A 26486-nucleotide genomic window follows, 5' to 3' on the forward strand; every position below is an offset into this window, starting at 1 on the left:
GTTCACGGTGGTCGTCGGAGGGTGCATGTCCGCCAGCCTCCCGGACCCCGCACCGCTCCCGGAGTCCTGGCGAGCAGTCCGTGGAGAACGTCGGCGTCACACGGGGGTGTGGAGGAACAAGGCCGCCGTCGGACGTGGGCCGGACAGCGCGGCACCGCGGAATCCCTCTCGACGCGCGCCCCCACCCGGGCACATGATGAGTCATGGACATCACGAGCGTGACCGTGGGGTTGCCCGTCAGCGACATCGAGGCGTCCTGCCTCTGGTACGGCGCGGTCTTCGAGCGCACCGAGCCGGACCTCGAGCCCGAGGACGGCGTCGCCGAGTACGAGGTCGGCGGCATCTGGATCCAGCTCTACGTCGACGAACAGGCCGAGGAGAACCCGGTCAGCGTCCGCTTCGGCGTCGACGACGTCGCCGCGCAGCACGCACGCATCGGCGCACTCGGCATCGACATCGGCCCCGTCGAGTGCGTCGACGGGGCGGTCGACTGGTTCGACGTCCGCGATCCCGACGGCAACGTGCTGAGCCTGTTCTCGCTGGTCGACGAGACCGGTCGCGGTTCCGGCCGCGACAACGGCGCGGGCCGCGCGCTCTAGCCGCGACCCCACGGCGGACGGGAGGCCCGTGGCGGCCCCGCACCGCGCCTCCAGGCCGTCACGTGGTGACGACACGACGAAGGCCCCGCCTCCTTGCGGAGACGGGGCCTTCGTGGGATCACATCAGGCTCAGTTGTACGTGCCCGGCGTGAAGTCGTCCGACGAGAAGCTGTCGAAGTCGACGAAGCTCAGGTCGGCGTCCGAGAACGACGAGTCGTCAGCGAAGATGCGGTTGGGGTACCGCTCCGCCTTCGCCTCTTCGGTCGCGTTCACGTCCACGTCACGGTACCGGCTGAGGCCCGTCCCGGCGGGGATGAGCTTACCGATGATGACGTTCTCCTTGAGGCCGACGAGGTGGTCCTGCTTGCCCTCCATGGCCGCCTGCGTGAGCACGCGGGTGGTCTCCTGGAAGGAAGCGGCGGACAGCCACGACTCGGTCGCGAGGGACGCCTTCGTGATGCCCATGACCTCCTGGCGAGCCGAGGCGGTCTTGCGACCCTCCTGCAGCGCCGCACGGTTCAGCGCGTTGTAGCGCGACCGGTCGACGAGCTCACCCGGCAGCAGGTCGGTGTCGCCGTGGTCGACGACGGTGACCTTGCGGAGCATCTGGCGGACGATGACCTCGATGTGCTTGTCGTGGATCGGCACACCCTGCGAGCCGTAGACGTCCTGCACACCGTTGACCAGGTGCTTCTGGACCTCTCGGACACCCTTGACCCGGAGGACTTCCTTCGGGTCGACGGTGCCGGCGATGAACTGCTCGCCGAGCTCGACGTGCTGGTTGTCCTCGATGAGGAGCGTCGCACGCTTGAGCACCGGGTAGATGAACGGCTCGTCGCCGTTGTCCGGCGTGAGGATGATCCGACGACCCTTGTCCGTGTCCTCGACCACGACGCGGCCGGGGGCCTCGGCGATCGGGGACGCGCCCTTGGGGGTACGCGCCTCGAAGAGCTCCGTGACACGCGGCAGACCCTGGGTGATGTCGTCGGCCGAGGCCGAACCACCCGTGTGGAAGGTACGCATCGTCAGCTGGGTACCGGGCTCACCGATGGACTGCGCGGCGATGATGCCGACTGCCTCACCGATGTCGACCAGGTTGCCGGTGGCGAGCGAACGGCCGTAGCACTTCGCGCAGACACCGACGGCCGACTCGCAGGTCAGGACCGAGCGCACCTTGATGCTCTCGACACCGGCTGCCAGCAGCTTCTCGAGGAGCACGTCACCGACGTCCTCACCGGCTTCGGCCACGACCGTGCCCTGTGCGTCCACGGCCTCGGTGGCCAGGGTGCGGGAGTACACGGTGTTCTCGACGCGCGGGTCGCGGACGAGCTTGCCGTCGGCGTCCACGGTCGCGATCGGCAGCTCGAGGCCACGCGTCGTGCCGCAGTCGTCCTCGCGGATGATGACGTCCTGCGAGACGTCCACGAGACGACGGGTGAGGTACCCGGAGTCCGCGGTACGGAGCGCGGTGTCGGCAAGACCCTTACGAGCACCGTGGGTGGCGATGAAGTACTCCGCCACGGTCAGGCCCTCGCGGTACGAGTTGATGATCGGGCGGGCGATGATCTCGCCCTTCGGGTTGTTCACCAGACCACGCATACCGGCGATGTTGCGGACCTGGAGCCAGTTACCACGAGCGCCGGACGACACCATGCGGTTGATGGTGTTGTCGACCGGGAAGTTGTCGCGCATCTCCTGCGCGATCTCGTTCGTGGCCTCGGTCCAGATCTTGATCAGGTCGGCGCGACGCTCGGAGTCGGTGATCAGACCCTTGTCGAACTCGCCCTGCACCTTGGCGGCCTGGATCTCGTAGCCCGCGATGATCTCCTTCTTGCGAGGAGGCGTCACGACGTCCGACAGGGCGACGGTCACACCGGAGCGGGTGCCCCAGTAGAAGCCGGCGTCCTTGATCCGGTCCAGCGCAGCGGCCGTCTCGGTCTTGGAGTAGCGCTCGGCGAGGTCGTTGACGATCGCGGAGAGCACGCCCTTGTCCGTGACCTTCTGGACGAACGGGTAGTTCGCCGGCAGGGTCTCGTTGAAGAGCGCACGGCCCAGGGTCGTCTCGAGCAGCACGGTGTCGCCCTGCTCGTAGCCCTCGGGAGCTTCACCCTCGGCGAAGTGGACACCCGTCATGCGGATCTTCACCATCGCGTTGAGGTGCAGCGTGTGCTGGTCGTTCGCCAGGATCGCCTCGGCCACCGACGAGAACGCACGGCCCTCGCCCACGGCGCCCTCGCGGACGGTCGTGAGGTGGTGCAGACCGATGATCATGTCCTGTGCGGGCAGGGTCACCGGGCGGCCGTCGGACGGCTTCAGGATGTTGTTCGAGGCGAGCATCAGGATGCGGGCCTCGGCCTGGGCCTCGACCGACAGCGGCAGGTGCACGGCCATCTGGTCGCCGTCGAAGTCCGCGTTGAACGCAGCACACACGAGCGGGTGGAGCTGGATGGCCTTGCCCTCGACGAGCTGCGGCTCGAACGCCTGGATGCCCAGACGGTGCAGCGTCGGCGCACGGTTCAGCAGGACGGGGCGCTCGCGGATGATCTCCTCGAGCACGTCCCACACCTGCGGACGCGAACGCTCGACCATGCGCTTGGCCGACTTGATGTTCTGCGCGTGCGACAGGTCGATGAGGCGCTTGATCACGAACGGCTTGAAGAGCTCGAGTGCCATCTGCTTGGGCAGACCGCACTGGTGCAGCTTCAGCTGCGGGCCGACGATGATGACCGAACGGCCCGAGTAGTCGACGCGCTTGCCGAGCAGGTTCTGGCGGAAACGACCCTGCTTGCCCTTGAGCATGTCGCTCAGGGACTTCAGGGCGCGGTTGCCGGTACCCGTGACCGGACGCCCACGACGACCGTTGTCGAACAGCGCGTCGACCGCTTCCTGCAGCATGCGCTTCTCGTTGTTCACGATGATCTCGGGGGCACCGAGGTCGAGCAGGCGGCGGAGACGGTTGTTGCGGTTGATCACACGACGGTAGAGGTCGTTGAGGTCCGACGTGGCGAAACGGCCACCGTCGAGCTGCACCATCGGGCGCAGCTCCGGCGGGATGACCGGCACGACGCCGAGCACCATCGCGGCCGGCGAGTTGCCGGTGGCGAGGAAGGAGCTGACGACGCGCAGACGCTTGATCGCGCGGATCTTCTTCTGGCCCTTGCCCTCGGCGATCTGCAGACGCAGTGCCTCGGCCTCGGCGGCCAGGTCGAACGCCTCGAGCCGGAGCTTGATCGCCTCGGCTCCCATGTAGGCGTCGAAGTAGATCCCGAACCGGTCCTGGAGCTCGTGGAAGACGGCGTCCTCGGGCTTGAGGTCGCCCACCTTGAGGTTGCGGAAGTCCTCCCACACACGCTCGAGACGGGTGATGTCCTCGTCGAACGACTTGCGGACCTGGGACATCTCCTTCTCGGCGGTGTCCTTGGTGCGGCGCTTGACGTCGGCCTTCGCGCCCTCTTCCTCAAGGGCTGCGAGGTCGTCCTCGAGCTTCTTGAGGCGGTCGGCGATGATCGAGTCGCGCTGGCCCTCGAGGGTCTTGATCTCGAGACGCATCTCGTTCTCGAGACCCGGCATGTCCGCGTGACGGCCCTCTTCATCGATGTCGATGATCATGTACGCCGCGAAGTAGATGACCTTCTCGAGGTCCTTCGGCGCCATGTCGAGGAGGTACCCGAGGCGCGACGGGACGCCCTTGAAGTACCAGATGTGCGTGACGGGGGCAGCGAGCTCGATGTGGCCCATGCGCTCACGACGGACCGAGGACTTGGTGACCTCGACGCCGCAGCGCTCGCAGACGATGCCCTTGAACCGGACACGCTTGTACTTGCCGCAGGCGCACTCCCAGTCACGGGAAGGACCGAAGATCTGCTCGCCGAACAGACCGTCCTTCTCGGGCTTCAGGGTGCGGTAGTTGATGGTCTCCGGCTTCTTGACCTCGCCGTACGACCACTGACGGATGTCCTCGGCGGTCGCGAGGCCGATCCGAATGGCGTCAAAGGAAGTTGCTTCGAGCAATGTTCTTCTCTCTTGCTGATTCAGGCTTCGATGTACGGGCGGGATCAGATGTCGTCGACAGAGGACGACTCGAACCGCGAGGAGATGTTGATGCCCAGCTCCTCCGCAGCGCGGAAGACCTCGTCATCGTTGTCGCGCAGGCTGACCGCCTGGCCGTCGGCCGAGAGGACCTCGACGTTCAAGCAGAGCGACTGCATCTCCTTCATGAGGACCTTGAAGGACTCGGGGATGCCGGGTTCCTGGATGTTCTCGCCCTTGACGATCGCCTCGTAGACCTTCACGCGGCCGAGGATGTCGTCGGACTTGATCGTCAGGAGCTCCTGGAGGGCGTAGGCGGCGCCGTACGCTTCGAGCGCCCACACCTCCATCTCACCGAATCGCTGTCCACCGAACTGCGCCTTACCACCCAGCGGCTGCTGCGTGATCATCGAGTACGGACCGGTCGAACGCGCGTGGATCTTGTCGTCGACCAGGTGGTGCAGCTTGAGGATGTACATGTAGCCGACCGAGACGGGCTCCGGGAACGGCTCGCCGGAGCGGCCGTCGAAGAGCTGCGCCTTGCCGGACGAGCCGATCAGGCGCTCGCCGTCGCGGTTCGGGAGGGTCGAGTCGAGGAGGCCCTCGATCTCGCGCTCGTACGCACCGTCGAACACCGGGGTGGCGACCTTGGTGCCGGGCTCGGCGCTGTGCGCTGCCTCCGGCAGGTTCTCGGCCCAGTCCTGGATGCCCTCGACGTTCCAGCCCTGCTTGGCGAGCCACCCGAGGTGGATCTCGAGCACCTGGCCGAAGTTCATGCGGCCGGGGACGCCGAGCGGGTTGAGGACGATGTCGACGGGGGTGCCGTCGGCGAGGAACGGCATGTCCTCGACCGGGAGGATGGTCGAGATGACACCCTTGTTGCCGTGACGACCGGCGAGCTTGTCACCCGCGGTGATCTTGCGCTTCTGGGCGATGTAGACGACCACGCGCTGGTTGACGCCCGAGCCGAGCTCGTCGTCGCCGTCCTGCGAGTCGAACACCTTGACGCCGATGATCGTGCCCTCTTCACCGTGGGGCACCTTGAGCGAGGTGTCGCGGACTTCGCGCGACTTCTCGTTGAAGATGGCACGGAGCAGACGCTCCTCGGCGCTCAGCTCGGTCTCGCCCTTCGGCGTGACCTTGCCGACGAGGATGTCGCCGGGGCGGACCTCGGCACCGATGCGGATGATGCCGCGCTCGTCGAGGTCGGCCAGCAGGTCCGGGCTGACGTTGGGGAGGTCACGGGTGATCTCCTCCTTGCCGAGCTTGGTGTCGCGGGCGTCGACCTCGTACTCCTCGATGTGGATCGAGGAGAGCGTGTCGTCCTTGATGAGGTTCTGCGACAGGATCATCGCGTCCTCGTAGTTGTAGCCCTCCCACGGCATGAACGCGACGAGGAGGTTCTTGCCGAGCGCGAGCTCGCCGTTCTCCGTCGCGGGACCGTCGGCGATGACCTCGCCCTGCTCCACGCGCTCGCCTGCGGAGACGATGACGCGGTGGTTGTAGCTCGTGCCCTGGTTGGAGCGGTCGAACTTGCGCAGGTAGTAGGTCTGCGTGCCGCCCTCGTCGAGCTGCAGGGTGACGGCGTCGGCCGAGACCTCGGAGACGACACCGGCCTTGTCGGCGGTGACGACGTCGCCGGCGTCGATGGCCGTGTAGCCCTCCATGCCGGTGCCGACGAGCGGCGACTCGGAACGGAGCAGCGGGACGGCCTGACGCTGCATGTTCGCACCCATGAGGGCGCGGTTCGCGTCGTCGTGCTCGAGGAACGGGATCAGCGACGTCGCGACCGACACCATCTGGCGCGGGGAGACGTCCATGTAGTCGACCTCGTCCTTGGCGACGAGTTCGACCTCGCCACCCTTCTTGCGGACGAGCACCTTGTCGTCAGCGAAGTGGAAGTCGTTCGTCAGCGGGGCGTTGGCCTGCGCGACGACGAAGTCGTCCTCTTCCGAAGCGGTGAGGTAGTCGATGGTCTTCGTGACCTCGCCGTCGACGACGCGACGGTACGGGGTCTCGATGAAGCCGAAGGAGTTGATCCGACCGAACGACGCGAGCGAACCGATCAGGCCGATGTTCGGGCCTTCCGGGGTCTCGATCGGGCACATGCGGCCGTAGTGCGACGGGTGGACGTCACGGACCTCGACGCCGGCACGCTCACGGGACAGACCACCCGGGCCGAGGGCCGAGAGACGACGCTTGTGCGTCAGGCCCGCGAGCGGGTTGTTCTGGTCCATGAACTGCGACAGCTGGGACGTTCCGAAGAACTCCTTGATCGCGGCGACGACCGGACGCACGTTGATGAGCGTCTGGGGCGTGATCGCCTCGATGTCCTGCGTGGTCATGCGCTCGCGGACGACGCGCTCCATGCGGGACAGACCCGTGCGGACCTGGTTCTGGATGAGCTCGCCGACGGCGCGGATGCGACGGTTGCCGAAGTGGTCGATGTCGTCCACGTCGAGGCGCAGCTGCACCGGCTCGCCGTCACGGACGCCGTCGATCGTGGTGCGCTCAGCGTGCAGCGACACCAGGTACTTGATCGTCGCGACGATGTCCTTGACGGTGAGCACCGAGTCGGACAGCGGGGCGTCCATGCCGAGCTTGCGGTTGACCTTGTAGCGGCCGACCTTCGCCAGGTCGTAGCGCTTCGGGTTGAAGTAGAAGTTGTCGAGGAGCGCACGCGCGGCCTCGGCAGCGACCTGCTCGCCCGGACGGAGCTTGCGGTAGATGTCCTTGAGCGCCTCTTCCTTCGTGAGGACGGCGTCCTTCTCGAGGGTCGACTCGATCGACGCGAAGCCCTGGAACTCGTCCATGATCTCTTCGCTCGTCAGGCCGAGGGCCTTGAGGAAGACGGTCACGGACTGCTTGCGCTTGCGGTCGATGCGCACGCCCACCTGGTCGCGCTTGTCGATCTCGAACTCGAGCCAGGCACCACGCGACGGGATGATCCGCGCCGAGTAGATGTCCTTGTCGGAGGTCTTCTCCTGCTGGCGCTCGAAGTACACGCCGGGCGAACGGACGAGCTGCGACACGACGACGCGCTCGGTGCCGTTGATGATGAACGTGCCGCGTTCGGTCATGAGCGGGAAGTCGCCCATGAAGACCGTCTGCGTCTTGATCTCACCCGTCATGTGGTTCATGAACTCGGCGTTGACGTACAGCGGAGCGGCGTAGGTCTTGCCGCGCTCCTTGCAGTCGTCGATCGAGTACTTCGGGTCTTCGAGCTCCGGCGCGGTGAACGAGAGCTGCATGGTCTCGCCGAGGTCCTCGATCGGGGAGATCTCCTCGAAGATCTCCTCGAGCCCCGAGTGCAGCGCGAGGTCGGTACGACCCTGCTCCTGCCCTTCGGCGAGGCGGGCCTTCCACACGTCGTTGCCGACGAGCCAGTCGAAGCTCTCCGTCTGGAGTGCGAGCAGATCAGGAACCGTGAGGGTGTCCGTGATCTTGGCGAACGAGAGTCGCGAGTGGTTGCGACCGTTCTTGGGGTTGGTGGATGCGTTGGGCGCAGCAGCCAAGGGTGTGACCTCCGGTAGGCCCCGTCGGGCCGACACTGACGAGCAGTGTGTAGGTGAGTGGATTGATCGCTCGGCGAACCCTGAGATGCAAGCCCTGCGACCACGCCGACGCGTGCCTGACGCGGAACGTCGGTGCACGTGTGGGATGATCTCCGTGAGCGGTACCCGCCGCCATATACGGGTCCGGCTGCACCAGGGCGAGATGAGTTTCTGTCTCAGAACTCTGCGTCGACCGCAATATGACGACACGGATGCCAGGGAGCGCGAACTGTCATCATAGTTCGCTCCGTGGCGCGCTGTCCAGTCCCGGCTTGACCGGATTCGGCAGTGGCGTGTATAAGCCGCCACGCACCGCTTCCATTCCCGTGCTCAGCCGGGTCTCTCCTCAGCCGAGCCCGTGATCAACCGAGACGCTCGCGCTCGACGTGATCCGCGCCTCCCGGCCCGCCCGGCAGTCCGGCCAGCGCACGGAACGCGTCCTCCGGTCGACGCGTGCGGACGAACGTGACCCGGCCCCGGTCGTCCGTGAGCTCGATCCCGAGCCCCGGCGTGAGGATGAGCGCACGCACGCCGCGACGGATCCGCAGGCCGACACCGCCGTAGGTGGCCGCGTCCGCCTCGACCAGGCGGACGTCGGTGATCCGCCGGCGCGGGATGCGCCGTGGCGGGAGCGGACGGAAGTGCAGGGTCACGTGCCGCTCGGTGACGGTGAACCCGGCACGGGCGAGCAGGAGCAGCGCCCCGAGGGCGACGGCGAGCAGGGCCGGCACCAGCAGGGCGACCTCCGGTGCGTCCCCGGGCCAGCCGAGCACGGCGGCGGACAGGCCGGCGCCGCCGACGAGCAGCGCCGTGCCGACGACCCGCATCCAGGTGGGCGCCGTCTCGCGGTCGGCGTGGAACTGCAGGGAGGCACGCGAAGCGCGCGACGGCCGAGAAGCGCGGGACGGCCGGGAGGCCCGGATCACCCGGGTGGGTCGGGTGCCGGCCCGGCGGGTGTCCGGGGTGGTGGAACGAGCGGTGGGCACGCTCATGGTGTCGGCGGTCATGACGGAGGTCTCCTGCGGCGGATCAGCAGTGGTGCACTCGTCATCGGGTGCGGTGCGTTCGACGGCCAGCGCGCGCGGGTGGCCGGAGGGGTGGCGCTCAGCAGCACGCCGACGACGCGCACGCTCGAGCGGTGGGGGCGCTCACGGGCACGTCGTGGTCACGGTGTCCGGGCGGACGCGTGGTGTGTGGGGCACACACGCATCGACGCTCTGGCGTCGTGACGACAGGCGTCAACGGTACGCAACGAGTCTTGGCGTCCGCTGGTCGTCCATGTGTACGCATTCACGTGTCCGCAGCGCGTCGCGTGGGTACGGCGGGGTGCTGCCGACGGTCAGCGCAGGACGCGGGCGACGGCCTCGGCGCGGGTCCGGACCCCGAGCTTCGCGAACACCTGGTTCACGTACGACTTCACGGTGGGCACCGTCAGGAACAGCTCGGCGGCGATCTGCGGGTTCGTCCGGCCGTCCGCGATCCGCTCGAGGACGTCCACTTCGCGCGGGGTGAGGTCCGGGAACCGGGCACCGAGTGACCGGCCCGGATCAGCTCCCGCCGGCGCAGCGGAACCAGCAGCGGCGCCGGCACCTGCGTCGGCACCAGCACCACCGGCGAGGCGCGCCACCAGCCGCGCCCCCACGGTCGCGTCGAAGGTCGACTGCCCGGCGGCCACCGCCCGCACCGCGGTCGCGATCTCCGCCCGCCCGGCGTCCTTCGTCAGGTAGCCGCGCGCTCCCGCCCGCAGCGCGGTGACGACGGAGTCGTCGTCGGCGTAGGTCGTCAGCACCAGGACCGCCACCCCGGGGTGCTCGGCGACGATCCGCGCGGTCGCGGTCGGCCCGTCGACCCCCGGCATCCGCAGGTCCATCAGGACGACGTCGGGCACGTACCGGTCGACGGCGGCGATCGCCTCGGCACCGTCCGCCGCCTGCCCGACGACCTGCAGGTCGGGCACGAGCGACAGCACCGTCACCAGGCCGTCGCGGACGATGGCCTGGTCGTCGACCACGAGCACCCGGATCGTCACGAGCGGTCGTCCTCGGCGGCGCCCGGAGCGTCCGCGGTCTCCGCATCGACCGAACCGTCGACGGGCAGGTGCATGGCGACGACGAACTCGTCGTCGGAACGCTCGGCCTCCACCGTGGCCTCGCTGCCGAGTTCCGCGAACCGCTCGCGCATCCCGAGCAACCCCTGTCCACCGCTCGGCAGCGGGTTGGCCACGACGACGTCCACGGCGTCGCCGTCCCGGATCACGGACAGGGACACGGGGCGGCCGGGAGCGTGCCTGCGGGCGTTGCTGAGGGCCTCCCGGACGACCTGGACCACGGCGGCCCGGTGGGCGTCGTCGAGGACCGCGAGGGTCGCGTCGCCCTGCACGACGACCTCGCCGCCGAACGAGCGGTGCGCGTCGAGCAGGGCCGTCAGGCCCGACGCGTGGTCGGCGGACGGACTGGAGGCACGGGTCGGCTCCGGCTGGTCGGGCTGCGGTTCGTCGCGGAGCGCGTGCACCGCACGCCGCGCCTCGGCCAGGCCGTCCGCGGCCAGCGCGCGGGCATCGCCGGCTCGGCGGGTGGCCTCGTCGACGCGGCCGGCCTCGAGCAGGGCCTCGACCGCGTCGAGCTGCAGCACCAGGCCGCCGAGCGAGTGGGCGAGGACGTCGTGGATGTCCCGGGACGCCCGCGACCGATCGGCGAGGAGCCGTGCGCGCTGCTGCTGCCGCTCGGTCTCGCGGGCCTGCGCCGTCGTGATCCGCACCTGCCGACGGCTGAATCCGACGAGCACGCCGAGCAGCAGCCCGCCGCCGACGCCGAGGACGAACTGCACCGACGTCTGCTCGAGCGTCGCGGTGACGGCGACCACCACGACGGCGGCGAGCGCGGCGACCGCGGCCGTCCAGACCGGCAGGCGGAGGTCGGCGCCGAGGACGACGAGCCCGACGATCACCGGGACGACCAGGAGCGAGTCGGTCGGCACCACGACGCAGGATCCGGCGGCGATCATCACGCCGGCTGCGGCGACGAGCACGCGGGGCGTGCGTGCGGCTTCGCGGACGGCCCAGGCGGCGAGCGCCACGGCCCCGAGGACCCAGACCCACGCGGGGTGGTGGAGCAGCAGGCCGTTCCGGACGAACCAGAAGGCCACCACGGCGATCCCGACGGCGTTGAGTCCCCAGGTGAGCACCGAGCGGGACCGGACCCCGGCGGGGTCGGTCGGGTCCGGGTCGGTGGGCAGGCTCACCGGACCATCATGCCGCGGCGGGCGGCCGCCGACCGGTCACCGCCGCGGGGGATGCGCTGGTCGACGACCAGGGCACGGGCGGCGCGGTTCAGGGCGAGCACGAGCAGGATCGTGCCGGTCGAGGTGAGCAGGTGTGCGCCGAGGTGGCCGCCGAGGACGTCGAGTCCGATGCGGGCGGCGATCAGGACGAGCCAGAGCGCGGCGCCCAGCCAACCGGTGCGGGACTGCAGGGTGCGCCCCTTGTCGTCCGGTGTCGTGACGGTGCGGAACCGGGTCATGGCCCCCATCGCGAGGCCGACGCCGGCGGTGAGCAGGGCCTCGAGGCCGAGGAACACGACGTCGGTGGTGGTGACGGTCGTCGTGGTCTGCGCGAGGACGACCACGCCGACGATCGCCATCACGAGCGGACCCCGCCAGATGCGCGCCGGGTCGAGGTACCGCCAGGTCGCCTGCCGGTACGCCAGGAGGCCGACGAGGGCGAGGCCGATGAGCACGTTCGCGAGGAGCTGGACCGACATGGTGTGCCTTTCGAGGTGGTCCGGCGGGGCGTTCCCGACCGGTGTGATCAGCCTCGTTCCGGGCGGCCCGCGGGCACACCAACCAGGGGTGGGGACGCGGGTGGTGATCGCGGTGGTGTTCCATTGACGGCATGGCTGATGCGTTCGACGGGTTCCGGATCGGTGCGGGGTACTCGGTGGTGGAGCCGGACCGGCACCGACCGGGGTCCTTCACCCTGGTGGTGGACGGCACCCCGCAGTCGCACGTGGACCTCGAGGACCCGACCCACCTGGCGTTCGAGTACATCCGGCGGATCGGGCACGCGATCGACCTGCTGCCGGACGGCCCGATCACGGCACTGCACCTGGGCGCCGGCGCCCTCACCCTGCCCCGCTACGTCGCGGTGACCCGTCCGGGTTCGCGGCAGCAGGTGATCGAGCTCGAGCGTGACCTGGTCGAGCACGTGCGCGAGGCCCTGCCGTTCCCCCGTGGCGCGTCGATCCGGGTGCGGTACGGCGATGCCCGGGAGGTCCTCGGCAAGCTGCCCGCCGGGCTCCGCGGCACCGTGGACCTGGCGGTGGTGGACGTCTTCGGCGGTTCGCAGATCCCCGCACACGTGACGAGCGTCGAGTTCTACCGCGAGGTCGCCGCGTTCCTGTCGCCGACGGGCATCGTCGCGGTGAACGTGGCCGACGGCGCCGGGTTGGCCTTCGCCCGCGGGCAGGCGTCGACGCTGCAGTCGGTGCTGCCGTCGGTCGCGGCGGTGGCGGACACCGGCATGCTCAAGGGCCGGCGGTTCGGCAACATCGTGCTGCTCGGGTCGCCGACCGACCTGCCGGTGGCGGACATGCCGAGGCGGTACTCGTCCGACCCGATGCCGGCCAAGGTCGTGCACGGTGCGGAGCTCCGGTCGTTCATCGCCGGGGCGCCGATCGTCACGGACCAGACGGCGGTCGCGTCGCCGGAGCCGAACCGGAGCGTGTTCGGGGGCTGACGCCCGCCCGGGGCCTCGCCGGGGACGGACTTCGGGCACTCGACGGGTCCGGCTGTCAGGATGGTCTGAACGACCGCGCAGCTGCGCGACCGAGCGATGGGAACCCTGATGACGAACGACGACCGGAACGACCAGGACCGGACGGGCGACGGCCAGGCGCCGCGCTGGGGCGACGCCCCGCAACAGCAGCAGCCCGACGCCGATGCCCCGCGGTACGGCGAGCGGGTGGACCCGGCGCCGACCTCGACCCCGCAGTACGGCGAGCAGTACGGCCAGGGCCAGCAGCAGTCCGGGCAGGGCCAGGGCCAGTACGAGCAGCAGTCCGGGCAGGGCGAGCAGCAGTACGGGCAGCAGCAGTACGGCCAGCCGTCGAGCACGCCGAGCTGGAACGACCAGCAGCGCCACGATCAGGGCCAGCACCACGACCAGCAGCCGTACGCCGCCGCGCCCGCGCACTCCGGCGCCCCGGCCTGGCAGAGCCACGACGAGCCGAAGCCCAAGAAGAAGAAGACCGTCGGCATCATCGCCTTCGTGCTCGGCCTGCTCGCGCTCGTGCTCGGCGTCGTCGGCGGCTACATCATGGGTTCGGCCATCAGCAACAGCGGTGTGATCGACCAGATCACGCAGAACGGTTCGACGAACCTCACGCCCGAGCAGATGCAGAGCGAGGTCATGAACGACCCGGACGTCCGCTCGCAGCTCGTGGGCGGCATCGCCGTGATCGGCATCGCCGCGTTCCTCGGACTCTGGGCACTCGTGCAGGGGATCATCGCGGCCGTCGCCAAGCGCGGTCGTGTCTGGGGCATCCTGGCGATCGTCCTGGCGGTCGTCGCGACCATCGCGACGTTCGTCACCTACGCCGGCGTGGCCGCCGCCGGCGCGATGGGCGCCAACTCCTGATCGACCCCCTCGACCGAACGGCCCGTCGCGCTCCGGCACGGCGGGCCGTTCGTCGTCCCGGGGGGGCACGCGCGGACGGCTGCACCCGCGCAACCTGAGCGCGTCGCACCGACCGCTCCCGGGAGACCGCGGCTACCCTCGAACCGATGTCCCTCCCGCCCGACGACCGCCAGCAGCCCGACCTGTCCGACCGTTCCCGTGAACCGCGCCACGCGGCTCCCGTGACGGCCGGAGTCAGCCCGGGCAGCACCTTCGCGCCCATCAGCCTGCGACCCGCGGTCGACGTCGACGCCGTGCACCAGCGGCTCCGTGACCTCGGTCAGAGCCGCAGCACCGACGCCCTCGCCGAACGGGCCGAGCTCCTCCGCCTGCTCGGCCGTCTGGACGAGTCGCTCGTGATCGCCGAAGAGGTGTTCCGCCTCGCCATGTTCACCGGGGAGCGCCAGGACAAGGTCGCCGCGCGGATCCGTCGTGCGCACGTCCTGCACGACCTCGGCCGGCACGACCGCGCCGCCGCCGAGGCCGCCATGGCCCGCGACACCGCCGCCACCGAGGAGTGGCCGGAGCTCGAGGGCGCCGCGGCCGAGATCGAGGGCTGGTCGCTGTTCGAGAACGACCGCTTCGACGAGGCCCGGGCCGCACTGTCGCGGGCGTACCAGGCCTTCCGGCAGGCGGGGGCGCCGTCCGAGCGCACCGACGCGCTGCGCACCGCGGTCGAGGCCGCCATGCGGGCCTCGATCACGAACCCGGCGGAACCGTCCGACCGGCCCCGGACGGCCCGCGAGGTCGCCGCCCGCCGCGCCGAGGACGACGAACCCACGACCCGCGTCGCCGAGCCGGTGAAGCAGGTCCCGCCGATCCGCCGGCGCGTGCTCGGTGCGCCCGACGCCGCCCGGACCGAGGCCGACGACATCTGGGGCCGGATCGCGGCCCGGGCAGCGAAGAAGGGCCAGGCCGACCCGCGTTCCGAGCAGTGACCGCGCTCGAGACCGTCCGGCTCCGCGCCGAGGCGCTCATCGCCGAACACCTCGGCGCCGGGACGTGGGCGTTCGGGTTCGACCACGCCAAGACCCGCGCGGGTCAGTGCGACTTCGCGCGGAAGCGGATCACGGTGAGCCGTCACCTGGCCACCCGGTTCTCCGACGACGACGTCGAACAGGTCCTGCTGCACGAGGTCGCGCACGCCCTCGCCGGCGCCCGGGCGGCACACGGACCGAAGTGGAAGCGCACGGCCGCGTCGATCGGGTACACCGGTTCCCGGCTGCACGACGGGCCGATCGCCAGCGAGCTCGCCCCCTGGATCGGCACCTGCCCCGCGGGACACGAGCACTTCCGGTACCGCACGCCCACCCGTCCCCTGGCCTGCGCCCGCTGTTCCCGGCGGTTCGACGCCCGGAACGTCATCACGTGGCGGCGCCGGACCGCGGACGACGACGCAGCCACGATGGCATCGACTACCGCATGAGGTGCCCGACGCACGGAGGCGCGCCGGTAACCCGTTAGCCTGGGCGGATGCACACGGGGCAGCACATCCGCACGGACGCCGGTTCCTCCTGGTTCTTCGACGCCGGACGGATCGCGCTCGACTTCGCGCACACGGGTGGCTTCGCCGACGACCCCACCGGACGCCGACCGCGGTCGCAGCTCGGGGAGCTGCTCGCGAGTCCGGCCGACCTGGACGAGTGGCTCAGCGAGCACACCGAGCCGATCGACGTCGGTGCCAGCGCCCGCGAGCTGCAGGACGCCCGTGCCCTGCGTGCCGCGATCGCCCGGCTCGCCGTGGCCGCCGCCCCCGCGCCGGCGAGCACCGCCGCGGAGCGCACCGCCGTGGCGGCGGGCCTGCGCGCCGGAGCCGGCCGCACGCGCCCCGCGCCCGACGACATCGACACCGTCAACCTGTTCGCCGCCCTGCCGGACGTGCCCCCGAGCCTCCCGGGTGGCCGACGCCGCGCCGGAGCGAACCGGGTCCGCCTGGCGCAGGCCCTGTCGAGCGTCGCGCGCGACGCCGTCGCGCTCTTCACCGAGGTCGGCTTCGACGACGTCGAGGCCGACGGTCGGCCGACGCGGCTGAGCCGGTGCTCGGCCGAGGACTGCGGCCTGGTGTTCTACGACTCGTCGCGCGGTGGGACCCGTCGCTGGTGCTCGATGCAGCGGTGCGGCAACCGGGCGAAGGTCCGGGCGCACCGCGCTCGCCGCGCCGCGGAGTGAGCCCGAGCTGACACCTTCCTCTCGTCGTCCGGGAGGGGGCGAGTCGCGACACCCCGCGCACCTCGGCCGAGCGGTCACCAACCGTCGCCCGACGGCGTTCCAACCGTCAGGTTGCGACCACCCGACGCGAAGCAAGCGACGAGTCGCGACCAGCCACCGGCCGGGAGGCGCGTGGCGGCGCCGCCACGGGCCTCCTGTCCGCCTTCTGCGAGCGGTCACGACACCCCGCGCACCTCGGCCGAGCGGTCACCGACTGTCTACTGGCGGCGTCCCAGCCGACGGGTCGTGACCACCCGACACACGCACACGCGAGTGGCGACCGGCCAGCACCACGACACAGCGAAGAAAAAGATTCGGTGAGCCGAATTCTCTGGCAGGATCGGTGCATGACCGACACTGCCAGCCCCCGGCTCGACGAGCACCCATCCGGTGCCCCGCGTCGTCGCGCAGCCGGGCTCACCCTGCTCGGACCGGCCTTCGTGGCGGCCATCGCGTACGTCGACCCGGGCAACGTCGCCGCCAACCTGACGGCCGGCGCCGAGTACGGGTACCTGCTGCTCTGGGTGCTCGTGGCCGCGAACGCCAGCGCCGTGGTGGTGCAGTACCTGTCCGCCAAGCTCGGGGTGGTGACGGGCAAGTCGCTGCCCGAACACCTCGGCCTGCGGATGCGGCGCACCCCGCGCCTGCTCTTCTGGGGCCAGGCCGAGATCGTCGCCGCCGCGACCGACATCGCCGAGGTCATCGGCGGCGCGCTCGCGCTCTACCTGCTCTTCGACCTGCCGCTCGTGGTCGGCGGGATCATCACCGGGCTCGTCTCGATGCTCCTGCTGACCCTGCACAGCCGCCGGGGCACGCGCCTGTTCGAGACCGTGGTGACGGCGATGCTCGCGATCCTGACGGTGGGCTTCTGCGCCGGGCTCCTGTTCGCCCGGGTCACACCGGCCGACCTGGTCGCCGGGCTCGTGCCGCGGTTCGAGGGCGCCGGGTCGGTGCTGCTCGCGGCCTCGATGCTCGGTGCGACCGTGATGCCGCACGCGGTGTACCTGCACTCGGCGCTCGCCCGGGACCGCCACGGGGACGTCCCCGCCGGGCCGGAGCGTCGCCGGGTGCTCGTCGCGACCCGGTGGGACGTCGGCCTCGCGCTGATCGTGGCGGGTGGAGTGAACATCGCGATGCTCGTCCTCGCCGCGGCCACCCTGCCCGGAGTCGAGGGCACCGACTCCATCCCCGGTGCGCAGCGCGCCATCGCCGAGAACGTCGGCCCGGTCGTCGGGGTGCTCTTCGCCGTGGGCCTGCTCGCGTCCGGCCTGGCCTCGACCTCGGTGGGCTGCATGGCCGGCGCGGAGATCATGAAGGGCCTGCTGCACGTGCGGATCCCGCTCGTGGCCCGACGCGCGATCACCCTGGTGCCCGCGATCGTGCTGCTCGCGCTGAACGCCGACGCGACGATGCTGCTCGTCGTCAGCCAGGTGGTGCTGAGCTTCGGGATCGCCTTCGCGATCGTGCCCCTGGTGGTCTACACCTCGCGACGGAGCGTGATGGGGACCGACGTGAACGCCGCGACCACCCGCGTGGTGGCGTGGGTGATCGCGGCGGTCATCGTGGCGCTCAACGTCGCGCTGGTCGTGCTGACCCTGACCGGCTGAGGCCCGGCCGGTCAGGGGACGGGCGGTCGTCAGTCGACGACCTGGACGTCCTTCCAGAACGCGACGTAGCCCGAGTAGTCCTTGCCGACGCGGTCGAACGACGACGGGATCGGCGTCGGGTACGACCACGCGCGGTCTTGCAGCGCCTGTCCGTCGACGTTCACCGTGAAGTACTGGGTGTCGCCCTTCCACGGGCAGTGGTACTGGGTGGGGCTCTCGGTGAAGAGCTCGGTCTTCACGCTCGACGGCGGGAAGTACCAGTTGCCCTCGATCTTGATGAGGTCCTCTTCGGGGGCCTCCGCGATCACCGTGTCGCCGACGACTGCCTTCATGGCGTTGCTCCTTCGCTCGCTGGTTCCGTGACGGGGCGAACGCTACGCGCGCTCCCCCGATTCCCGCAGGACGGTCAGGTCGGGGCCCGCGGCGAGCGCCGCGTGCACGTCGTCACGGCTCAGGACGGCGGCTCCCTCGGACGCACTGACCAGGTGGCGCACGGCCCGGCGCAGCCCGGTGTACGCCGCGCAGGCCGCGGCGGCCTCGGGTGAGGTGTGGTCGATGCCGACCTCGGTGAGCGCGTCGACGACGGCTCCGGCGGCGAGCAGGTCCTCGACGGCGAAGTCCGGTGCGTCGGCGACGTCGACGGACTCCCCCGCCGCCTCGGCCGCGTCGTCGAGGGCTGCGGTGTGGTGCAGCCCGGCGGCCACGATCGCGACGACGCACCGGTCACCGCGTGCGGCCTGGAGGCCCGTCACCCGTTCCGCGACCGCCGCCGCGTTGCCGAGGTGGCCGAGCACGACCTCCGGACCCTGCGGCAACTGGGCGGTCACGTTCCGCAGCGCGCGCCGCTGTGCGGCGGCGTCGGGAGTCGGCGGCAGGGCGTCGACCCAGACGAGCAGGTGGGTGCCGTGGGCGATGCGAGCCGCACCCCCGGGACCCCACGCGAACCGGACCTGGTACTTCTCCTGGGTGCGTTCTGCCACGTCCGTCACGATAGCCGCCCGGGCGATGCTGTCCCTCTCCACAGGGTCGCCGTCCGACCGGGTTCCGCCAGGGTCGTCGACCCTAGGATGCATGTCCATGGAGATCGCCCCCGCGCCCACCCTGACCGGCGACCGTGTGACGCTCGAGCCCCTCGGGCAGGAGCACGCGGAAGACCTGCGGGCGGCGGTCGCGGACGGCGATCTGTGGCGCACCTGGTACACCTCGGTGCCCGCCCCGGCACAGGTCGAGGCCGAGATCGACCGGCGGCTCGCCGAGCACGAGGCCGGCCGCATGGTGCCCTTCGCCGTGCGGGACCGCCCGACCGGCCGGGTGGTGGGCGCGACGACCTTCATGAACATCGACTCGGGCAACCGCCGTGTCGAGATCGGCAGCACGTTCCTGGCCAGGTCAGCGCAGCGATCGGGGATCAACACCGAGTCGAAGCTGCTCATGCTGTCCCACGCGTTCGAAGCGTGGCAGTGCATCGCGGTCGAGTTCCGCACCCACTGGCACAACCTGCAGTCCCGAGCGGCCATCGCGGGTCTCGGCGCCAAGCAGGACGGCGTCCTCCGGAACCACGCGATCGGCCGTGACGGCACCCTGCGCGACACCGTGGTGTTCTCCGTCATCGCGTCGGAGTGGCCGGCGGTCCGCCTCTCGCTGGCCGAGCGGCTCCGGCGGCACGACCGCGCCGAGGGGTCCCGCCGTCGGTCGGCCCGGCACGCCTGAGGCGGCACCGTCCAGCCCGCGGGCGTAGCGTCACCGCCATGCACGTCGGCCTCCGGATCGTCCTCGACGCGCCGGTCGACGCCGTGCGCGATGCCCTGCTGTCCCCGTCCGTGATGGTCGCGGTGACGAAACCGTTCCTGGCGTACCGTTCGCGCGACCCGCGGGGGTTCCCGGAGCGTTGGGAGCCCGGGCACCCGCACCCGATCACCGCGGACGCCTTCGGGCTGGTGCCGAGCGGCGACACGCACGTCGACCTCGACCTGTACGAGGTCCGGGGAGTCCCCGTGCAGCGTGACAACGGCGGCGGCACGTCCGGGTTGTTCGGGCGGATGACGATGTCGCACCGGATGGCCGTCGTCCCCGCGCCGGGTGGCCGGACCCTGCTGCTCGACCGCCTGACCTACCGGATGCGACCGGCCGTCCTCGGGCTCGCCCTGTGGCCCGGCATGTGGGTCATCTGGCAGTGGCGGGCGTTCCGGATGCGTGCCCTCGCGCCCACCTGGCGGACCGACGGCGAGTGACGTGACGCGGGTCGGGCCTCCCGTCCACCGCGGAGCGGGCGTAGCCTCGTCCACGTGAGCCAGACGCGCCCCCAGGAGCCGACGACCGACGACCGCGTGCGCAGCACGCTGGCGACGACGGATTGGCGGCGGATGACGTTCGACCTGTACCGCCGCGTCCGCGCCACCCCGGACCCCCAGACGGCGCACGCGCTCTGGCGCGAGACCCGGGACGCGATGTTCGCGGAGCACCCGGCGTCGCCGCTGCTCGACGAGGACGCCCGCGACTTCGAGTCCCTGCCGGTGCCGGACTACGACCCCGCGTGGCGGTTCCAGGTGCGCATCGAGGCCACGGAGCCCGCCGAGTTCGATTTCGAGACCGGCACCGACGGCATCGTCCACTTCGACCGGCTCGGCCTCGTGCGGGTCCCCGGGGTCGGCACGCTCGACGTCTGGAAGCACGGCGGCTACGCGGGCGGGGTGTTCGTCCCGGTCAAGGACGCCAGCGCCGGCAAGGCCCGCGGCACCTACGGCGGCGGACGCTACCTGCTCGACACCATCAAGGGCTCGGACCTGGGCGGCGACGACCTCGGGTCGCTCGTGCTCGACTTCAACTTCGCGTACAACCCGTCGTGCGCGTACGACCCGGCGTGGGCGTGCCCGCTCGCGCCTCCGGGCAACACCGTGGCGGTCCCGATCCCCGTCGGCGAGCAGTACGACTTCTAGGGTGGAACGCATGACAGGACTCGTCGCCCTCGACGTCGGTGGCCGCGTGCCGCCGTTCGAGCAGGTCCGATCGCAGATCGCCGCGCAGATCACCGCCGGGTACCTGGTGGACGGCGAACGGCTGCCGAGCGTGCGTGGACTGGCGGACGAGCTCGGGCTCGCCGCCGGCACCGTCGCGAAGGCCTACCAGCTGCTCGAGGAGGCCGGACTCGTGCACACCGCACGGGGCGCCGGCACCCGTGTGGTGCGACCGGCAGCGGTACCGGACGCCGTGGCCGAGGCCGCTCGCGCCCTGGCCGCTGCGGCACGCTCCGCGGGGCTGTCGGCGGACCAGGCCGCGACCGCGTTGCGCGAGGCCTGGCCGGCCTAGCGCGGGCGTGCGGCTGGCTGGCTGGCGCTTCCGGGCGTACCCGGTCGTTCCGGGCGTACCTGGTCGGAAGTTCTGACCCGGTACGCCCGATCCGACCAGGCATCGCAGGCGTTCTGGGAAGAACCGATCCGAGCGCTCAGCAGTGCTCGTACACGTACGCGTCGTCCGTCGGGGTCACCAGGTCACGGTCGCGCAGGATCGTCATGGCCGGACGGCTCCCCAGCCCGCAGACCGACGCCCACGAGCCCTTGAGGGTGTCCGAGTACTCGACGTCGATGACCCGTCCGCCGTAGGCCTTCGTGTACGCGGCGCACTCCCGGTACTGCACGCACTCCTCGGCGACGACGAAGTCGAACCCGGTCTGCTTCCTGCCGGACGCCCCGAGCTGCGGGGTGTTCTTCTGCCCGACGGCCAGGCCGTGCCGGTGCCCCTCGGCGACGAGCGACTTCGCGAGCGCCAGGTTGCCGGCACGGGTGAGCCGCTTGCCGCTTCGGGTCCACGAGTCGAGGTTGTCGAACTCCACCGCGTCGAACCCGCGGTCACCGCAGCGGGCGACGGTCTTCGCGAGCACCTTCGTGATCAGGGCACGCTTGGCCGCCGTCCGGGTGTCGAGGAGCATCTCGTCCGGCCATCCCGGGTCCGACACCGGCTTGCCCGCACGATCGCGGAGGATCGCCGACGGGTACGACTTCTTCCACGTGCTGGCGGCCTCGGGCTGCGTCTGGAACCCGTTGACGTAGCAGATGTTGTACTTGCCCTTCGCCGGGCGGTCGGTGCTGTCGCGCTCGACGATCGTCACGCCGGAGGGCGGGGTGTACCCGCCGCCGAGCTGGTAGTCCACACGACCCGAGGTCGGCAGGTTGCGGTAGCTCCCGGCCGCGCTGGTCGTGGCGGCCTCGGCGCAGCCGGCGGTGCCGAGGACGGCCACCAGGGCCATCGTGGTGGTCAACAGGAGGGATCGCGTGCGCACCCCGGAATCCTCGCACGCCACGGGTGAACGACCCCGCCCTCGCCGTTCCGGGGATGTGCACGCTATGCTGGTCGTACTCGAGGCGCCGATCGCCTCGTGCGTCGTACGGACGCCCCGAACTCCCGACCAGCTGTCTCCAGACTCCGGTCGATGATCGAGCACCTCACGAAGGTGCCCAGGCTTCTCTGCTGCGGCGACTGCGCCAGCCACATCCGTTGGCGCGCATCCCGCCCGCGCGCTGCCTCAGAGCGCGCCCACAGCCGGACTGCTCCGGCTCGAAAGGTCACCATGACCACCGAAGACATCCGTTTCTCCGACCTCGGCGTCCCCGCGCCGATGGTCTCCGTCCTCGCTGACCAGGGCAAGGACATGGCGTTCCCCATCCAGGCGGACACCCTCCCGGACTCCCTGCAGGGCAAGGACGTCCTCGGCCGCGGCCGCACCGGCTCCGGCAAGACCATCGCCTTCGCGATCCCGCTCGTCGCGCGCCTCGCCGCCAGCGGCCGCAAGCGCCGCGCCGGCCGCCCCCGCGCCCTGGTGCTCGCCCCGACCCGTGAGCTCGCGACCCAGATCGACGTCGCCCTCGCCCCGCTCGCCAAGGCCATGGGCCTGAACACCACGACCATCTTCGGTGGCGTCGGTCAGGGCCGTCAGGTCGACGCCCTGCGCGGCGGCGTCGACGTCGTGGTCGCCTGCCCGGGTCGCCTCGCCGACCTCATGCAGCAGGGCCACGTGAACCTGGGCGACATCGAGGTCACCGTCCTCGACGAGGCCGACCACATGGCCGACATGGGCTTCCTGCCCGGCGTGACCAAGATCATGCAGGCGACGCCCGAGAACGGGCAGCGACTGCTGTTCTCCGCCACGCTCGACAACGGCGTGGACAAGCTCGTCAAGAAGTTCCTGCACAACCCGGTGATGCACTCCGTCGACGAGGCGAACAGCCCCGTCGAGGCGATGACCCACCACCTGTTCGAGGTCGCCGACGCCGACGCGAAGAAGCACCTCGTGAGCGCCCTCGCCTCGGGCAACGGTCGCCGCATCCTCTTCATGCGCACGAAGCACCACGCCAAGCGCCTGGCCAAGCAGCTCAGCAGCCAGGGGATCCCGGCCGTCGACCTGCAGGGCAACCTGTCGCAGGGTGCCCGCGAGCGCAACCTCGCGAAGTTCTCCTCCGGCGAGGCCCTCGTGCTCGTGGCCACCGACGTCGCCGCCCGCGGTGTGCACGTCGACAACGTCGAGCTCGTCGTGCACGTCGACCCGCCCACCGAGCACAAGGCGTACCTGCACCGCTCGGGCCGCACGGCGCGTGCCGGTTCGTCCGGTGACGTCGTCACGGTGACGATGCCCGCCGAGCGTCGCGACGTCGCGCAGATGATGCGTGCAGCCGCGATCAAGGTCACCCCGCAGCACGTCACGGCGACCTCCCCGGCCGTCGCCGCGCTCGTCGGCGAGGTCGCTCCGATCCGCCACGTGGCCGAGGAGCAGCCCACCCAGCAGCGTCAGCCCAAGCAGCGCTCGGCCGAGTCCGCCGGTGACGGCGGCGGTCGTCGCCGTGGTCGCGGCGGTCGGTCTGGAGGCGCGGCGCAGCCCGCACGCTCCGGCTCGGCTGGCGAGTCCGCCGGTTCGGCCGGGGGCCGTCAGGGCCGTCCGGCCCGTGGCGCACGGACCGAGGGCGCCGGGCGCTCCGGTGCCGCGGCCGCTGGTTCGACCGGTGGTCGCCGCAGCGGCGGCAACCGTCGCTCGGGCAGCAGCGACGTCGTGCGCGGCGGCTCGTCGGCCGTCTGGTCGTCCGAGGGCGGCTACGCCGCGGGTCGGTCCGGCAACGAGTCGGGCGGCAACCGTCGTGGTGGCTCGCGCCGCGCCTCCCGTCCGGCCGGCGCTGCCGACCGCCACTGACCCACGCGCTCTGACCCGCGCAGCCTGACCCGCGCAGCCTGACCCAGTCGGGCTGAGCCCGTCGGTGCCCGCAAGACACCGGTGTTCACGTTTCGAACCCCCGCATCGCGCGGTGTGTTCCGTGAACACCGGTGTTCTGCGTCCGGGCTCGGGCGAACCTTGGCGGGGGCTGGGGGTGGGGTACTCCGCCGGGCGTACGGTCTCACTCACCGGATGCCGCGCAAGCGGCTGACGGGGAACACGTCCGCTTCTGGAAGGAGTGCCTATGGCTGGCATCGATGACATCAAGAACGCCGCTGAGAAGGCGGCAGGCAAGGTCAAGGAAGCTGCCGGCAACGCGACCGGTAACGACCGGCTGAAGGCCGAAGGCCAGACCGACCAGGGCAAGGCCTCGGCGAAGCAGGGCGTCACCGACGTCAAGGACGCCGCGCACGGCGTCGCCGACAGCTTCAAGGACGACAAGCACTAAGCCGGTTCGCGACCGCGCTGCGAAGCCCCCGGATCCGATCGGATCCGGGGGCTTCGTCGTGCGGGGACTTCGTCGTGCGCCGGGCGTGGACGCCGCGGTCGGGCTAGTGCAGGGCGCCGACCGATGCCAGGCCGGCCCGCAGCAGTGCGCCGCGGCCGCCTTCCATCTCGTCGGCGACGGCGTCGGACGCAGCTTCCATCGGGCTCATCCACGTGAGCTCGAGGGCGTCCTGCCGGGGCTCGCACGTGCCGGTGACGGGGACGACGTACGCCAGCGAGATCGCGTGCTGCCGCTCGTCGGTGTACACCGAGGCGCCGGGCAGCGGGAAGTACTCGGCCACGGTGAACGGCGTCGGGCTCGAGGGCAGCTGCGGGAACGCCATCGGCCCGAGGTCCTTCTCGAGGTGGCGGAACAGCGCGGTGCGGATCGACTCGCCGAACATCACGCGGCCGGACACCAGGGTGCGGGCGATGAGACCGCTCGGGGAGACACGCAGCAGCACGCCGACCTCGGTCACGACGCCGAGACCGTCGGTGCGGACGGGGACCGCCTCGACGTAGCAGATCGGCAGACGACGGCGGACGTTCGCGAGCTCCTCGTCGGACAGCCAGCCGGAGTCGGGATCGGGGGTGCGCAGCGAGGACATGCACCGTGTCTACCAGGGACGGCGGCGAGTTCGGCGGAAGGCACGGGAGTTGGGGATGGTTAGCGTTGTCCACATGATCGATGCGGACCTGGTGCAGTGGACACGGAGTGCCTCGGACCGGCGGGGCACACCCCTGCTCGTGGCGATGCACGGGGTGGGCTCGAACGAGCACGACCTGCTCGGGCTCGCCCCCGCGCTGCCGCCCGCGTGGACCGTTGCGTCGCTCCGCGCGCCGATGCCGTGGGGGTCCGGCTTCAGCTGGTACCCGCTCGGCACGCCCGGCTCCCCAGCGCCCGAGGCGGTGGACGCCACGACCGCCGAGGTGCTCGACTGGATCGACTCCGTCGCCGCCGACCACCCGCGGATCGGGCTGCTCGGGTTCTCGCAGGGCGGCTCGATGGCACTCCAGCTCCTGCGCGCCCGGCCCGCGGCGTTCGCGTTCGCGGTGTCCCTGTCGGGGTTCGTCGTGCCGGGCGTCACGGACTCGCGCGACGAGGCCGTGTCGGCCGTGCGGCCGCGGGTGTTCCTGGGGCACGGTGACCTCGACCCGGTGATCCCACCCGAGGCGACCGCCCGGACGCAGGCGTGGGCCGCAGCGCACACCGACGTGACCGACCGTTCCTACGCGGGCCTGCCGCACGCCGTGTCGACGGCGGAGCTGGCGGACGTGGCGGCCTTCGTCGACGCGGTGTAGGCGCACGACGACGGACAGGAGGCCCGGTGCCAGCTGGCACCGGGCCTCCTGTCCGTCATGGGTGACGTCCGTCAGTCGGCGAGGATCTGGAGCAGGTCCTTGCGGAGCTGGTCCACCTTGGCCGTGGCGGCCTTGGCCTGTTCCTCGGTCGCGGTGCTGCGGTACATCTGCAGGACGCCCATGGTCTTCCGCAGCGCCTCGAAGAACTCGCGCTGGGCGTCCGGGATGCCCGGGGCCCCGTCGAGTGCCGCAGCGATCTCGTCGGCCTTGGCCTCGGTCTCGGCCTTGCCGGCGTCGGTGAGCTCGAAGAGCGTCTTGCGGCCGTCGCCCGACGAGACCACGAGGTCTTCGTCGACGAGCTGCTGGAGCGTCGGGTAGACCGAGCCGGGGCTCGGCTTCCAGGCGCCGCCGGTGCGCTCGGCGATGGTCTTGATCACGGCGTACCCGTTCTGCGGGCCCTCGGCCAGCAGACCGAGGATCGCGAGACGGACGTCACCGCGGCGACGGCGTTCGCGGCCGAAGCCGGGCCCGCCGAAACCGGGGCCGAAGCCCATGCCCGGGCCGAAGCCGGGTCCGAACCCGCGACCACCGAAGCCGCGGCCGCCGTGGTCGTGGTCACCGCGGTCACGGCCGGGGAAGCCGGCACCGTGGTGCTGCCGCGCGCCGCCGAAGCGGGGGCCGCGCGGACCGAGCCCGCGCTGGTCGCGGGGGGACGTGTTGCTGTCGTCGTCATACCAGGGGCGCATGAGGAGTCCTTTCATCGTGCTGAGTCGGCTCGCGACCGGTCTGACCTGATCGTCTTCGTCGTATCGCGATGTGTTTACGATAGATCGC

General features: G+C 71.0%; 25 protein-coding genes. 14 read left to right on the plus strand and 11 right to left on the minus strand.

The window, feature by feature from the left end; all coding sequences use genetic code 11:
• Nucleotides 1–203 precede the first annotated feature (203 nt).
• Nucleotides 204–599 (plus strand): VOC family protein, encoded by a 396-nt coding sequence (locus ACZZ9K_RS09690; RefSeq protein ID WP_071245506.1) that lies wholly within the window; start codon nt 204–206, stop codon nt 597–599.
• A gap of 129 nt (nt 600–728) precedes the next feature.
• On the opposite strand, the gene rpoC is transcribed toward ACZZ9K_RS09690, so the two are convergent.
• The 6 genes from rpoC to ACZZ9K_RS09720 form a co-directional block, all read right to left on the minus strand.
• Nucleotides 729–4610 (minus strand): DNA-directed RNA polymerase subunit beta', encoded by a 3882-nt coding sequence (rpoC, locus tag ACZZ9K_RS09695; RefSeq protein ID WP_027466748.1) that lies wholly within the window; start codon nt 4608–4610, stop codon nt 729–731.
• Between the two features lie 44 nt (nt 4611–4654).
• The gene (rpoB, locus tag ACZZ9K_RS09700; RefSeq protein WP_027466749.1) at nt 4655–8143 is read right to left on the minus strand and encodes a DNA-directed RNA polymerase subunit beta; all 3489 of its coding nucleotides are present in this window, start codon (nt 8141–8143) and stop codon (nt 4655–4657) included.
• 401 nt (nt 8144–8544) lie between these two features.
• Entirely contained in the window at nt 8545–9189 is a 645-nt protein-coding gene (locus tag ACZZ9K_RS09705) for a hypothetical protein (RefSeq protein ID WP_463443931.1), read from the minus strand.
• Between the two features lie 332 nt (nt 9190–9521).
• Entirely contained in the window at nt 9522–10211 is a 690-nt protein-coding gene (locus ACZZ9K_RS09710) for a response regulator transcription factor (RefSeq protein ID WP_463443932.1), read from the minus strand.
• The gene (locus ACZZ9K_RS09715) at nt 10208–11422 is read right to left on the minus strand and encodes a sensor histidine kinase (protein ID WP_463443933.1); all 1215 of its coding nucleotides are present in this window, start codon (nt 11420–11422) and stop codon (nt 10208–10210) included. Before ACZZ9K_RS09715 ends, ACZZ9K_RS09710 begins: the two co-directional genes overlap by 4 nt.
• Entirely contained in the window at nt 11419–11940 is a 522-nt protein-coding gene (locus tag ACZZ9K_RS09720; protein WP_463443934.1) for a hypothetical protein, read from the minus strand. The genes ACZZ9K_RS09715 and ACZZ9K_RS09720 overlap by 4 nt, the downstream gene beginning before the upstream one ends.
• Before the next feature lie 131 nt (nt 11941–12071).
• Between ACZZ9K_RS09720 and ACZZ9K_RS09725 the strand changes: the two genes are divergently transcribed.
• From ACZZ9K_RS09725 to ACZZ9K_RS09750, 6 genes are all read left to right on the plus strand, one after another.
• Nucleotides 12072–12914 carry a spermidine synthase gene (locus ACZZ9K_RS09725; protein ID WP_071245518.1) on the plus strand — a complete coding sequence of 281 codons (843 nt, stop codon included), beginning with the start codon at nt 12072–12074 and terminating at the stop codon, nt 12912–12914.
• 108 nt (nt 12915–13022) lie between these two features.
• Nucleotides 13023–13814 (plus strand): DUF4064 domain-containing protein, encoded by a 792-nt coding sequence (locus ACZZ9K_RS09730; RefSeq protein ID WP_463443935.1) that lies wholly within the window; start codon nt 13023–13025, stop codon nt 13812–13814.
• A gap of 146 nt (nt 13815–13960) precedes the next feature.
• Nucleotides 13961–14791, plus strand: a complete 831-nt coding sequence (locus ACZZ9K_RS09735) for a hypothetical protein (protein ID WP_111056561.1) — start codon at nt 13961–13963, stop codon at nt 14789–14791.
• Complete coding sequence (locus ACZZ9K_RS09740) at nt 14788–15279, plus strand: SprT-like domain-containing protein (protein WP_138802068.1); 492 nt, start codon at nt 14788–14790, stop codon at nt 15277–15279. The genes ACZZ9K_RS09735 and ACZZ9K_RS09740 overlap by 4 nt, the downstream gene beginning before the upstream one ends.
• 47 nt (nt 15280–15326) lie before the next feature.
• A complete protein-coding gene (locus ACZZ9K_RS09745) occupies nt 15327–16022 on the plus strand; it encodes a CGNR zinc finger domain-containing protein (protein WP_027466753.1) in 696 nt (231 codons plus the stop codon).
• A 386-nt stretch (nt 16023–16408) separates the two neighbouring features.
• On the plus strand, nt 16409–17668 hold the full coding sequence (locus tag ACZZ9K_RS09750; RefSeq protein WP_138802070.1) for an Nramp family divalent metal transporter: 1260 nt from the start codon (nt 16409–16411) through the stop codon (nt 17666–17668).
• Nucleotides 17669–17697: 29 nt separating this feature from the next.
• On the opposite strand, the gene ACZZ9K_RS09755 is transcribed toward ACZZ9K_RS09750, so the two are convergent.
• Nucleotides 17698–18000: a DUF427 domain-containing protein gene (locus ACZZ9K_RS09755; RefSeq protein WP_110859472.1), complete on the minus strand. Its 303-nt coding sequence runs from the start codon at nt 17998–18000 to the stop codon at nt 17698–17700.
• A 42-nt stretch (nt 18001–18042) separates the two neighbouring features.
• Entirely contained in the window at nt 18043–18648 is a 606-nt protein-coding gene (locus tag ACZZ9K_RS09760; RefSeq protein ID WP_244993276.1) for a hypothetical protein, read from the minus strand.
• Between the two features lie 91 nt (nt 18649–18739).
• On the opposite strand from ACZZ9K_RS09760, the gene ACZZ9K_RS09765 reads away from it, so the two are divergent.
• The 4 genes from ACZZ9K_RS09765 to ACZZ9K_RS09780 all read left to right on the plus strand — a co-directional run bounded on the left by ACZZ9K_RS09765 (nt 18740) and on the right by ACZZ9K_RS09780 (nt 20974).
• On the plus strand, nt 18740–19378 hold the full coding sequence (locus ACZZ9K_RS09765) for a GNAT family N-acetyltransferase (RefSeq protein ID WP_463443936.1): 639 nt from the start codon (nt 18740–18742) through the stop codon (nt 19376–19378).
• A 38-nt stretch (nt 19379–19416) separates the two neighbouring features.
• Nucleotides 19417–19899 (plus strand): hypothetical protein, encoded by a 483-nt coding sequence (locus ACZZ9K_RS09770; RefSeq protein WP_111056558.1) that lies wholly within the window; start codon nt 19417–19419, stop codon nt 19897–19899.
• 132 nt (nt 19900–20031) lie between these two features.
• Entirely contained in the window at nt 20032–20604 is a 573-nt protein-coding gene (locus tag ACZZ9K_RS09775; protein WP_463444749.1) for a DUF1684 domain-containing protein, read from the plus strand.
• A gap of 10 nt (nt 20605–20614) precedes the next feature.
• On the plus strand, nt 20615–20974 hold the full coding sequence (locus ACZZ9K_RS09780; protein WP_035809483.1) for a GntR family transcriptional regulator: 360 nt from the start codon (nt 20615–20617) through the stop codon (nt 20972–20974).
• A 136-nt stretch (nt 20975–21110) separates the two neighbouring features.
• Here the strand turns inward: ACZZ9K_RS09780 and ACZZ9K_RS09785 are convergent, their stop codons facing one another.
• Nucleotides 21111–21944: an endo alpha-1,4 polygalactosaminidase gene (locus ACZZ9K_RS09785; RefSeq protein ID WP_463443937.1), complete on the minus strand. Its 834-nt coding sequence runs from the start codon at nt 21942–21944 to the stop codon at nt 21111–21113.
• Between the two features lie 288 nt (nt 21945–22232).
• Between ACZZ9K_RS09785 and ACZZ9K_RS09790 the strand changes: the two genes are divergently transcribed.
• Both ACZZ9K_RS09790 and ACZZ9K_RS09795 read left to right on the plus strand, forming a co-directional pair.
• Nucleotides 22233–23843: a DEAD/DEAH box helicase gene (locus ACZZ9K_RS09790; protein ID WP_463443938.1), complete on the plus strand. Its 1611-nt coding sequence runs from the start codon at nt 22233–22235 to the stop codon at nt 23841–23843.
• 265 nt (nt 23844–24108) lie between these two features.
• Nucleotides 24109–24312, plus strand: coding sequence for a CsbD family protein (locus tag ACZZ9K_RS09795; protein ID WP_027466762.1), 204 nt, complete (start codon nt 24109–24111; stop codon nt 24310–24312).
• Between the two features lie 103 nt (nt 24313–24415).
• On the opposite strand, the gene ACZZ9K_RS09800 is transcribed toward ACZZ9K_RS09795, so the two are convergent.
• Entirely contained in the window at nt 24416–24958 is a 543-nt protein-coding gene (locus ACZZ9K_RS09800) for an NUDIX hydrolase family protein (RefSeq protein ID WP_027466763.1), read from the minus strand.
• Nucleotides 24959–25031: 73 nt separating this feature from the next.
• On the opposite strand from ACZZ9K_RS09800, the gene ACZZ9K_RS09805 reads away from it, so the two are divergent.
• Nucleotides 25032–25652, plus strand: a complete 621-nt coding sequence (locus ACZZ9K_RS09805; RefSeq protein WP_138802074.1) for an alpha/beta hydrolase — start codon at nt 25032–25034, stop codon at nt 25650–25652.
• A 71-nt stretch (nt 25653–25723) separates the two neighbouring features.
• Here ACZZ9K_RS09805 and ACZZ9K_RS09810 read toward each other — a convergent pair whose 3' ends face one another.
• The gene (locus ACZZ9K_RS09810) at nt 25724–26398 is read right to left on the minus strand and encodes a PadR family transcriptional regulator (protein ID WP_463443939.1); all 675 of its coding nucleotides are present in this window, start codon (nt 26396–26398) and stop codon (nt 25724–25726) included.
• Nucleotides 26399–26486: the final 88 nt, after the last annotated feature.

Source organism: Curtobacterium sp. AC268 (assembly GCF_979258745.1).